At 62.3% G+C, this 10,571-nt stretch carries 13 protein-coding genes and 1 tRNA gene; all 14 read left to right on the plus strand.

Going from position 1 to position 10,571, the window contains the following annotated elements; translation table 11 throughout:
- The first annotated feature begins 143 nt into the window (after positions 1 to 143).
- The 14 genes from cpaB (at position 144) to SFLMC1_RS10090 (ending at position 10,559) form a co-directional block, all read left to right on the plus strand.
- On the plus strand, positions 144 to 803 hold the full coding sequence (gene cpaB / locus SFLMC1_RS10025; protein ID WP_226814254.1) for a Flp pilus assembly protein CpaB: 660 nt from the start codon (positions 144 to 146) through the stop codon (positions 801 to 803).
- Positions 803 to 2,452, plus strand: a complete 1,650-nt coding sequence (locus SFLMC1_RS10030) for a P-loop NTPase (protein WP_152074070.1) — start codon at positions 803 to 805, stop codon at positions 2,450 to 2,452. Before cpaB ends, SFLMC1_RS10030 begins: the two co-directional genes overlap by 1 nt.
- Positions 2,449 to 3,777 carry a CpaF family protein gene (locus SFLMC1_RS10035; RefSeq protein WP_152074069.1) on the plus strand — a complete coding sequence of 443 codons (1,329 nt, stop codon included), beginning with the start codon at positions 2,449 to 2,451 and terminating at the stop codon, positions 3,775 to 3,777. Before SFLMC1_RS10030 ends, SFLMC1_RS10035 begins: the two co-directional genes overlap by 4 nt.
- Positions 3,762 to 4,676, plus strand: a complete 915-nt coding sequence (locus SFLMC1_RS10040) for a type II secretion system F family protein (RefSeq protein WP_261981437.1) — start codon at positions 3,762 to 3,764, stop codon at positions 4,674 to 4,676. Before SFLMC1_RS10035 ends, SFLMC1_RS10040 begins: the two co-directional genes overlap by 16 nt.
- The gene (locus SFLMC1_RS10045; protein WP_152074067.1) at positions 4,673 to 5,314 is read left to right on the plus strand and encodes a type II secretion system F family protein; all 642 of its coding nucleotides are present in this window, start codon (positions 4,673 to 4,675) and stop codon (positions 5,312 to 5,314) included. The genes SFLMC1_RS10040 and SFLMC1_RS10045 overlap by 4 nt, the downstream gene beginning before the upstream one ends.
- 10 nt (positions 5,315 to 5,324) lie before the next feature.
- Positions 5,325 to 5,558 (plus strand): hypothetical protein, encoded by a 234-nt coding sequence (locus SFLMC1_RS10050; RefSeq protein WP_152074066.1) that lies wholly within the window; start codon positions 5,325 to 5,327, stop codon positions 5,556 to 5,558.
- A 164-nt stretch (positions 5,559 to 5,722) separates the two neighbouring features.
- Positions 5,723 to 6,082 carry a hypothetical protein gene (locus tag SFLMC1_RS10055; RefSeq protein ID WP_152074065.1) on the plus strand — a complete coding sequence of 120 codons (360 nt, stop codon included), beginning with the start codon at positions 5,723 to 5,725 and terminating at the stop codon, positions 6,080 to 6,082.
- A 1-nt stretch (position 6,083) separates the two neighbouring features.
- Positions 6,084 to 6,302 carry a hypothetical protein gene (locus SFLMC1_RS10060; RefSeq protein ID WP_152074064.1) on the plus strand — a complete coding sequence of 73 codons (219 nt, stop codon included), beginning with the start codon at positions 6,084 to 6,086 and terminating at the stop codon, positions 6,300 to 6,302.
- The gene (locus SFLMC1_RS10065; protein WP_226814253.1) at positions 6,277 to 6,777 is read left to right on the plus strand and encodes a TadE/TadG family type IV pilus assembly protein; all 501 of its coding nucleotides are present in this window, start codon (positions 6,277 to 6,279) and stop codon (positions 6,775 to 6,777) included. The genes SFLMC1_RS10060 and SFLMC1_RS10065 overlap by 26 nt, the downstream gene beginning before the upstream one ends.
- Positions 6,749 to 8,914 (plus strand): hypothetical protein, encoded by a 2,166-nt coding sequence (locus SFLMC1_RS10070; protein ID WP_226814252.1) that lies wholly within the window; start codon positions 6,749 to 6,751, stop codon positions 8,912 to 8,914. The genes SFLMC1_RS10065 and SFLMC1_RS10070 overlap by 29 nt, the downstream gene beginning before the upstream one ends.
- Positions 8,914 to 9,390, plus strand: coding sequence for a hypothetical protein (locus tag SFLMC1_RS10075; RefSeq protein ID WP_152074062.1), 477 nt, complete (start codon positions 8,914 to 8,916; stop codon positions 9,388 to 9,390). The genes SFLMC1_RS10070 and SFLMC1_RS10075 overlap by 1 nt, the downstream gene beginning before the upstream one ends.
- The gene (locus SFLMC1_RS10080) at positions 9,387 to 9,746 is read left to right on the plus strand and encodes a DUF192 domain-containing protein (protein ID WP_226814251.1); all 360 of its coding nucleotides are present in this window, start codon (positions 9,387 to 9,389) and stop codon (positions 9,744 to 9,746) included. Before SFLMC1_RS10075 ends, SFLMC1_RS10080 begins: the two co-directional genes overlap by 4 nt.
- 320 nt (positions 9,747 to 10,066) lie before the next feature.
- The gene (locus SFLMC1_RS10085) at positions 10,067 to 10,351 is read left to right on the plus strand and encodes a ribbon-helix-helix domain-containing protein (RefSeq protein WP_152074060.1); all 285 of its coding nucleotides are present in this window, start codon (positions 10,067 to 10,069) and stop codon (positions 10,349 to 10,351) included.
- A 135-nt stretch (positions 10,352 to 10,486) separates the two neighbouring features.
- A tRNA-Phe gene (locus tag SFLMC1_RS10090) sits at positions 10,487 to 10,559 on the plus strand.
- Positions 10,560 to 10,571 lie beyond the last annotated feature (12 nt).

The raw sequence follows: 10,571 nt of genomic DNA on the forward strand, positions 1-10,571 counted from the left end.
CGAGCTTGACGGGCTGGTCAGCTTTTGGTCAGCAATTGGTTTGACATCGAAAACCAAGATTGCGATTGCGCCGCTTTGCGTCCTGGTCGCCCAGACAATGGTGGTACGGGCATTTGCCCGGCACCGCCATGAGAGGAGCGGCCGTGAACAAGAGCAAGCGCATCGCTATCAGTCTGGTCGCGGGCGTGCTTGCCGCGGCGCTCTGCATGGTCTACAGCTCGTCGATCCGCTCGCAAGCCGAGCAGGCCCAGGCCGAGACGTTGGCAAAATACGGCGGCGACCGCGTTGAGGTGTGCGTCGCGGCGCGCGATATCGATGCCGGCGAGACCCTTGACGAGACGAATGTCATAACTCAGGAATGGCTGGCGAGCCTGTTGCCGCGTGATGCGGCGACCGAGCTGCGTCAGGTGCGCGGCGACGTGACGACCTCGTGCATTCCCAAAAACGCCGTGATTTGCAACGTCTACACCAAGGCCGAGAGCCGCAAGCTCGAGGTGCCTAAAGGCAAGGTCGCCGTTTCGGTGGCGGTCGATGCCGAGCACTCGGTCGGCGGCGCCACGGGCGTGGGCAGCTATGTGGACGTGTACGTGCAAAAAGATGGCGTAACCGATCGTTTGTGCGGCGCGTACGTGATCGATACCAGCGAGGATGCCGGCACCACGCGTGAAGGCAAGATCGAGTGGGTGACGCTGGCGGCAGATCCCGAAGATGTCAAGGAATTGCTGGGAGCCTCGGGAAAGGGAACGGTCAGCTTGACGATTCCCGCCACGGCGCGCGGCAAAAAGAGCGGAGGCGACGAGTGATGAAGGCGATCTGGCTTGCGTGCTGCGCGTGCGGCGATTACGGGCTGCTACAGCAGGAAGTCGAGGGTCGCGATGTGGGCGCGCAGGTGCTTCGCGTGGGCGACCTGGACGGGCTGGTCTCCATGGCGCGGGCGTTTCCGTCGCGCCGCGGTGCCGCCATCATCGCGGCGTCTCTGTTCGATACCGAAGACGTGCGGAAGACCGTTGCGCGCCTGACGGCCGAGGGCCGTGTGAGTCGCGTCGTCGTGTTGATCGAGACACTCGACCCGTCGGATATCGAAGGGCTGTTTCGCGCGGGGGCGACCGAGGTCATCGCTGCGCACAGTTTGTGCGGCAACGGGCGCGCGGGTGAGGGAGCGGTTGATTCCGATCGGCGCATGACGAATGAGCCCGATGCTTTTGTTGATAGGGAACCAGGGGCGCCTCGCGCTACAAGAGGCCCGCGTGTTGATGAATATGGAAAAGCGGAAGCCGAGCATGGTCGGCGCCCCCGGGATCCCCTTGCATACGATGACGCTGGAGGGCCGGTACCGTATGGCGATGACGTTCTGGCTGAAGAAATGGGATACGTGCACGGCGTAAATCTGGCTGATGAGCTCGACGAGGTCGAGGGTTTTGCCGGGGCTGACGAGCCGTGTGCCGTTGCGTCTTTGGCTTCGGAACCGCAGCCCGGGCAGCCTGCCATGCCGGCTTGGGCTCGGCGCGTGACCGCGGCGGGGGAGACGGGGATGTTGTCGCCCGCGTCCGTGTCGCCGGTTCCTGCACCGTCAGCTCCCGCGCCGTCGGCGGGCGCTTCGATTCCGTCGCGTCGGGCACCGGTTGTCTGCGCCGTTTCGGGTTCGGGCGGTTGCGGCAAGTCGACGATCGTTGCCACCATGGCGCATGCGGCGTCGCTGTTGGGTTTGCGTGCCGCTGTGCTCGACTTGGACCTCATGTTTGGAAACCTATACGATCTGCTGGGTGTCGATGCCCCGCACGATATGGCGATGCTTATCGAGCCGTCGGCGGCGGGCGCACTTGCCGAGCCGGATATCGTGGCCGCATCGATGCGCGTCGCCCCGGGCCTCACGCTCTGGGGACCTGTCGCGGCCCCCGAGAAGGCCGAGCTCATGGCACGTCCGGTGGAGTTATTGCTCGATGTTTTGTGTCGCGAATCCGACGTGGTCTTTGTCGACACCTCGGTCTTTTGGGGTGATGCCGTGGCCGCCGCGGTGGCGGCGAGCGACCGTTGCCTGGTCGTAGGCGATGCAGCGGTATCGTCCGCGACATCCGCTTCGCGCGTCATTGAGCTGGCGAGCCGTGTGGGCGTGCCACGCACGCGCATGAGCGCCGTGTTCAACCGGTTTGGTGCGCGCGGTGCCGACGAGGACGTCGCCATGCGCTTCGAGATCGCCTGCGCACTGAGCTCCAAGATCCGCATTGCCGATGGCGGTCAGGACTTGGCCGCGCTCATGGCATTCGGTCGCGCCGACGAGGCGGTGGGTCAGACGAGCGCTTTTGCGACCAGCGTGCGCGAGGCCACGCGCGAGATGCTCGTGGAGCTGGGCTGCGCCGTCGGTCCCTGGAGCGATATGGTCGCCGACCGCGCGACCCGCACCGAGCGCCCGCGCATTCGTCTTCCCTGGTCGCGTGAGGGTGATTCGCGATGAGTCTGCAGACGAGGATTAAAGCCGCTGGCGCGGTCGCCGCGGCTGCCCCCGTTGATGCGGGACGCCACCGTGCCGTTAAACGCCGCACCAAGCGTGCGGTGATGGACCGCATGGGCTACGACGAGGTGGCGCGCATCAGTGCCTACGTCGATCCGGCCCTTGCCCGCTCTGAGCTACGTCCGGCGGTGGAAGCGGCGCTCAACGTGGAAGAGCCGACCGACTTGGCGACGCCTGAGCGTGAGACCATCATCGACGAGATCCTAGATGACGTGGTGGGCCTGGGACCGCTGCAGCCGCTCATCGAGGACGACACCGTTACCGAAATCATGATCAACGGCTGTCGCTCTGCCTTTTTTGAGCGCAGCGGCGTTTTGTATCCCATCGAGCATGCGTTTGAGGACGACGAGCAGATCCGTGTGCTCATCGACCGCATCATCTCGCCGCTCGGCCGTCGTATCGACGAGCGTAGCCCCATCGTCAACGCCCGCCTCAAGACGGGTTATCGCGTCAACGCGGTGATTCCACCCGTGGCGATCGACGGGCCAATCCTCACCATCCGTAAGTTCTCGGACCGTATCTGTTCGTTGGACGAGCTTGTGGGGTTGGGGTCACTGCCGCTTTGGTATGCGCAGCTGCTGTCGTGCGCGGTGTCGTTGCGGCAGGACTTGGCGGTTGCGGGAGGCACGGGGTCGGGCAAGACCACGCTGCTCAACGCGCTGTCGTGCGAGATTTCCACCGGCGAGCGCATCGTGACGATCGAGGATTCCGCCGAGCTCAAGTTTGCACATCACCCACACGTTGTTCGTCTGGAGGCGCGTGAGGCGTCAATCGAGGGCGAGGGTGCGGTGACGATTCGCGACCTGGTGACCAATGCTCTGCGCATGCGCCCCGACCGCATCGTCGTGGGCGAGGTGCGCGGTGCCGAGTGCTGCGACATGCTGCAAGCCATGAACACGGGCCACGACGGCTCGCTCACCACGCTCCATGCGGGTACCGAGCAGGAGACCGTGGTTCGCCTGACGCTGCTTGCGCGCTACGGCATCGATTTGCCGAGTGAGCTTATCGAAGAGCAGATCGCCATGGCGCTCGACGGCATCGTGATGTCCGCGCGTCATGCAGATGGCAGGCGCTTTGTGGCTTCATATTCGGGGGTTCGCCGCGGCGTGTCGGGCGGTGTTGAGCTCGAACGCTATGTGACGTTCGATGCCGCCGAACGCACCTGGACGCTCGACCGCGAGCCGCCGTTTATTGCGGAGGGCTTGCGGTCGGGAACGCTCACACAAGAGGAGGTGGACGAATGGAGATCGCTATGTCCCTCGTCGTAGGGGGTTTGGCGGGGCTTTCTGTCGCGACGGCGTGTGGGGTAGAACCTCGTGTGCCGCGGATGCCGCCGGCGGAGCTGGCGCGCCAGACGCTCGAATCGATGGCGGAGAAGCTGCCGCGTGAGGTGGCGGAAAACGACCTGCTGACAAAGATTGCCCGCTCGTGGGTGTCGCTGATCCCCACAGATCGCCTTGGGCTTGCTATTGAGGATAACGCGTCTCGTCTGTCATTTCTGCTGCTGTCGAGCGGTATCTGCAGCGTTTTGCTGGCCGTTGCGTCGTTGTCGCTCATCGGCTTTGTCTTGGGGCTGGCGACGCCGTTTGGCGTGGGCGCCGCGCGTGACACCTTCGATCGCCGACGCGAACAGCATGATGTAGAAGAGGCCATGCCCGAGGCATTCACAGCGTTGTCCATGTCGCTTGCCTCGGGGCATTCGCTGGCACAGGGCATGCGCTTTGTGGGCGCCCATGCGCAAGAGCCGGTGCATACCGAGTTTTTGCGGGTGGCGGCGGCAATCGATTGCGGTATCTCGGCGACCGACGCACTCGATGACCTACTCGTTCGCATCGATGCCCCCGGCCTCTCGCTTGTCACCTTGGCACTCAAAGTATCGCAGCGTACCGGGGCTCCGCTTGCCGGCTTGCTGTCCGAGGCGTCGAGCATGGTGGGTGAGCGCATTGAGCTCAAACGCCGTCTGGACGTTAAGACGTCACAGGCGCGTATGTCGGCACACATGGTCGCGGCGATGCCGGCAGGCATGTGTGCGGTACTGGCCTTGCTTTCGGCAGACTTTCGTCGCGGTCTTGCGACGCCGGCTGGTGCGGGCGCCGTGGTGCTGGGACTTGCCCTCAACGTCGTTGCCCTGGTAGTTATCCGGCGCATTATGCGGGTGGAGTTATGAGCGCCCTGGTCGGGGTCGCGGCTTGTCTGTGTGCCCTGAGCGTATTTGCCGCGACAGGTTTGGAGCGAGCGGATGCTCGCAAGATTGTAGAGACGTGCAAGCGTGAGGCGGTACTGGTCATTGCTGTGGGCTGCTCGGTGATTGATGCCCTGACCGCGCGAATGAAGAGCGTGATTGGGGCGGGCGGCCCGGCGCGGGTGTCGCTCGGTGAGGTGTCCGAGATGATCGACGTGGTGCGCCTGGGGCTTTCTGCCGGCCTTTCGTTTGACGCGGCGCTCGAGATTTTCTGTGCCAATCGTCGGTCGGCGCTGGCCGTCCGTCTTGAGCGAGCCTGCATGGCGTGGCAGGTGGGCGTGGGGACGCGCGAGGCCGAGCTGTTGGCTGCCGCGCGTGATTTGGACGTGAGGGCGCTCGAGACCTTTGCCATCACGGTGGGGCAGGCGCTTGCCCTAGGCGCTCCGCTGGCCGAGACGCTGGCTGCTCAAAGTCGCGAGATCCGTGCGGCCCATCGCGCCGCAGTCGAGCGCGAGATCGAGCGTGCGCCGGTCAAGTTGCTGATTCCCACCGGCACGCTCATTTTACCGGCGTTGCTTCTGTCCATATTGGGCCCGCTGCTGGGAGCAGGCGGGATGATGTAGGGAGGAATACATGAATACGATGACCGACATGGCGGGCAAGGCTTGGAGCTGGGCTTTTTGCCGGGCAATCCGCGCTCGCCAGCGTGCCAAGGCGCTGTTGCGGGAGGAGAGCGCGCAGGGCACGACCGAATACGCCATCTTGGTCGGCGTGCTCGTAGTGATCGCGATTATCGCCATCGTCGCGTTTAAGAGCAAAGTCGAAGAACTATGGAACGCGATCAAAGACGGCATCAACAGCCTGTAGGAGGCAGGCGGCCTGTTGGTTCGCCGCTGGTGCTCGTCTGTTTGCTCGTGGCGATAGCGGTGACGCTTTGGGGGCTGGGTGTTGCGCGGCAGCAGCGTCCAGGTGCTCCTGCCGATTTGGGATCGGGCTCGGCAGCGGTGTCACAAGCGGAAGACGCGGGAGATATGGGCGGTCAGAATGCCGCCGTCACGGCTCGGACCTTTTTGCAGACACTCGACGAGCGGGCGGCCAGCGCGGAGTCGTCTGCAGACAACACGATCGCGGTTCGACTCGCATGGTCCGAGGACCGGCCGATGACCGAGGCGGCGGCAGACCTGTTGCGCGCCTACCGCGAGGTGCCCACGGCCCAGCTCGCCCTGAGCGGCTATCTCGATATTAAAGGCAACGTATGGGGCGCCATCGTGCGCGATGGGCGGGGCTGGGTCGATATGGTGACGGTTGCTGCGGATGCCGGCGATGCCTCGTGCCGCCTGCGTGCCGTGCGTCTGGTTCCGCAAGCAACGGAGTCAAAGGAGGGGTCGTGAAATGCCTAATGTCCTGCGTGAGGAATCTGCTCAGTCGACCGTCGAATACGCCATCGTCACCGTGGCGTTGTTATCGATTGTGTTGGCGATTGCGGGGCTTTGGCGCGCTGGCGCCGATGGGCGCTTGGCGGCACTGGTCGAGCGGGCAGCGTCTCATGGCGTCGCCCCATCGTCGGTTATCGATGCCGCGACGGGTGCCAAGGACATCGCTCTGTATTGATATCGCGTGCGAGGATCGGGCGCAGTCTACGGTCGAGGCCGCCTTTTTGCTGCCGATGTTTTTGACGCTTATCTTGCTCGCGTTGCAGCCGGTGTGCCTGCTCTATACGCGCGCGGTCATGGAGTCTGCCGCCGCCGAGACCGCGCGGCTTATGACCACGACGACGGTGGAGGACGACGATGGCCTTAAGGAGTTCACTCGCCGCAGACTTGCCGCGGTGCCCAACGTCTCGATTTTTCATGCCGGCGGGCCGCTGTCGTGGGATATCGAGTTGGGGCGGGCCGGTACCGGTGGCGTTTCGTCCGTGTCTGTTGCCGGCGAGGTTAAGCCGCTGCCCGTGATCGGTGCATTTGTGCAGGCCATGGGCAGTGCGGGTGAGGGCGGCTATGTCGAGCTCAAGGTTGACGTCTCGTATCGATCGCGTCCCGAATGGCTGGAGGGAGATTATGATTCATGGATTGCTGCGTGGGATTAGGCGCTGCCTGCTGCGGGTGACGCAAGGGTTTGCGGCCCGCCGTCGACCAGGCACTCGCCGCAAGCGGGGCGGCTTTATGGGCCGTGCCGGTATCGACTTGTTTATCGAAGACGGTGCCTATACCACGCTCTCCTCTGCGGTCGTCATTCTGGTGGTGCTTACGCTGCTGTTTTCGTCGACCGCGGCGATATGGAGCATGTCGCGCGCTGGAGACACCCAGGTGGCGGCCGATAGCGGTGCACTGGCGGGCGCCAACGTGGTGTCGTCCTATCACACAGCCGCCACGGTGGTGGATGCGAGCATTTTGAGTTTGGGCCTGGCGGGGTTTGCCACGATCGGCACCGGCTTGGTTGCCATTCTCATTCCGGGCGCCGAGGTTGTCGGCAGCGATATCATCGATACGGGAACCCAGATCATTAAAATGCGTAACAAGTTTGCCAAAAGCGCGGCAAAGGGCCTGCAAAAGATCGAGACTGCCTTGCCGTACCTGGTTGCCGCGCGCGCCATGCAGGCAGTGTCGGCGCAGGATACCGATGGCGTGACCTATACCGGTACGGCGCTTGCCGTGCCCAGAACATCCGAGTCGGATTTTGTTGCGCTCGAAGGATCCGAAATCTCGACTGATGCCATTAAAGATGCGTCGGAAGATCTGGAGCGCGCGGCCGAGGAGCTACAAAAAGCATCGGAGGAGACGGCAAAGGCTAAAGAGCGCGCCTGGCTAGCGGATTGCGGTGGATCGGATAAAGGTTCGGTCGGCAGCTGTTCGTGTATGTGGGAGCGCGCAAAAAGTCTAACGGATCTCTCCGGTGTTCAAAATCCGCATTATTCATCGAGCGTTACATGGGAGCCTCAAGTTGCCCTTGATCGCGCGAAGGACTACTACCATTGGCGTCTGACAAATGAGAAGCCCCAAGGCCCGAGTGTCGAGATGAAGGCGGAGTCTGCGGCGCGTAAGGCGTTTTATACCTATGCGAGCGCGGAGGTCGATCGGGCATTTATAACCGAGAACGGAGACAGGGTCTCCTCCTATATTCCGTTGCTGCCGCGCAACTCTGATGAGGTTCGGGCGACGGAACTCTATACCGATGCGGTGTGGCCGACTAGCGTGAACGATGGCAAAACGTACCTGCATTACGGAACAAGTTGCCCTAACTATAAGAAAGGAACGCCGAGCGGATTTGCTTCGGTTGCCGATTACGATGGACAGGACAAATGCAGCAAATGCCATTTTGGCGTTTCGTCGCTTGGTGCTGTTGCGGCGCCTTCAACCTCTATCGAAAACGGCTTCGAGTATCACTTTGACAAGTTTAAAGACGCCCTGGAGGACTATGTCGACTGTCGTAACAAGGAGCTCGAACTCGAGCGCCAGACCGAGGATGAAGCCGACCGTGCGGGCAATGCGTTCGATACCGCCATCAAAGAACTTTCCGGTGAGCGCCCGCGCATCGCCCCGCCCGGCCGCAACGGCGTGGTCGCCTTTGCGGTCTCGGGCGCCATCTCCAGTCCCGACGAGCTCAACTCTTCGTTTAACACGGCAGTTGAGCTTGGCGATCGTGGTGCAATTTCTGCTGCAGTGCTCGCGCCCGATGATGCGACGGCACAAAATAACGTTCTCTCGCGGTTTTTCTCGACGCTGGAGGAGCGTTCGGGCGGCGTTGCCGGCGTGCTCGACGGCGTTATGGATGTTTGGGGCCGCCTGCTCGTGGGGTACGGAGACATCCAGGGTGCGGCCGACGAGCTTATGGGAGAGCTGATCGGTGGCTTGGGAGGGGGTAGCGGCGCGTTGGGCTCCATCGCGTCCTGGCTCGGTGATACCGTCTCGTCCTCCGTGGCGGCGCTGGGACTCGAACCGTGCGATTTGCGTCTGCGAAAACCGGTGCTGACCGATACCGCCAATGTCATCAAAAGTCCGGGATCCGATATCGCAGGCATCTCCAAAACTCAAGATACCCTGCGAAAAATCCCCTTGGGCGTGACTGACCCCAAGGCACTTTGCGAGGCCTTGGAATATCACGTCGAGCGCACCATCAGCGGCGCGGTGTTCACACTTGCGGAGATCCCGCTGCCCGGCGGCGGCTCCATCCCACTCACGGTCGATGTTGCCACGCTGGTGGGAGCTTTTGGCGGTGGGTCGTAATGGGCATTCGCACGGGCTTGCGCGAGGAGCGTGCCCAGGCGACGGTCGAGATGGCCGTGGTCACGCCTGTCCTGCTCGTGCTGGCTCTCATCGCGTACAACGTCATGATCTTTGCCGGCGCGGTCGCGCGCTTCGACCGCGTGGTGCCCGACATCGTGCTGGCGCACGCTGTGGCGCCGGGCGGGGAGGGTGACGAGAGCTCCATTGACGCTTCCGCGACCGTTCAAGTTCAGATTCAGGATGCCATGGAGGGATATGACCTACAGGTCGAGGTCTCGAGCGAGCAAGGCACGACGTCATCGGATGGTGGTCTGCTCTCTCTTTCTGGCACGTTTAGGACCTATACCTGCACCATGCACTACGAGCCGTGGCCGAGTTCGCTGAGCATCGCCGGCGTTTCTCTGGGGGCGCCGGCCGTGCTCACGCATGAACGCGCGGTGATGGTCGATCCATGGCGTCCGGGGGTGGTCATGTGACCGCGGTCTCGTCCTATATCGCCTACGCGCGGGCGCTCAATAGGTTGGGCTGGACGCCGGCCGAGTTTGTGGTGGCGGAGTCGTTTACCGTACGTCTGCGCGGCATGCTGGGACGGCGGCCGATTGCCGCCAGCGGACTGCCGCTTGTCATGGCGTTTCCGCGCTGTTCCTCGGTTCACACCTGCTTTATGGCCTATCCCATCGATATCGCCTTTATCGATCGCAATGGCAATGTCCTTGCTTGCTGCGAAAACGTTCGCCCATGGCGCATGTGCTCCCACCCATGCGCCTGGGCCACGCTGGAGCGCCCCTCAATTCTCACCGCGCCCCCTGCCTTTCAACAAGTGCCGGCGTAAGAATTGGCGACAGATGACTTTCGTCATACGAAATTGGGTAAGATGGAGGAGATACATGGATGTTGAGATCCATCCCAACGCCAAAAAGCACCTGACGGAAAACAGGTGCTTGGTGCCTGGCTCGCGGTTTCTGAGTGTATTTGCCGCGAGGCGGAAGACGAGCCGCCGAGATGGCTTGCCATTGGATGGCTTCCTGATGGTCGAAGTGTGGAACTTGTTGCGGTCGAACTTATTCGTGGATGGCTCATTATTCATGCCTTGTCTCCGGTTCAGAAGAAATTCTGGCAAGAGATCGAGCGAGCTCGGCAAAGGGGTCGATGATGGGCAAGACATATACGACCGCCAATGGTCAGGTTGTAACGGATGAAATGATTGACGCGTGGTGTGAGTCGTACGAGCGCGGAGAGTTTCCGGATGGCGAACACACCGTTGGTGGGCTCGTGCATGGACGGCCCCCACTCTCGGGTGAGGGAACGGCAACGTTATCGGTCAAGATTCCTCTGGGAATGAAGGAAGCTATTCGTCGACGGGCGGCTGCCGAGGGGATGACGCCAAGTGAGTTTGCCCGTGCGGCCCTGAGTGAAAAACTTCTTGCGGCGGGTTGATGCCTCTGACGTGCCGCTCTATAGGATCGAGGTCGTGGCCGATGGCGCGCTCAAAAACTTTTTTAAAATTCTCGGTTGACCGGAGCACGTCCTTGGTTATACTAATCAAGCCTTGAAACAAGGCACGCCTCAAATGGCTGGGTAGCTCAGTTGGTAGAGCAGAGGACTGAAAATCCTCGTGTCAGGGGTTCGATTCCCTTCCCCGCCACCTTGAATTGAC

It is taken from the genome of Collinsella aerofaciens (assembly GCF_901212495.1).
GTDB lineage: Bacteria > Actinomycetota > Coriobacteriia > Coriobacteriales > Coriobacteriaceae > Collinsella > Collinsella aerofaciens_H.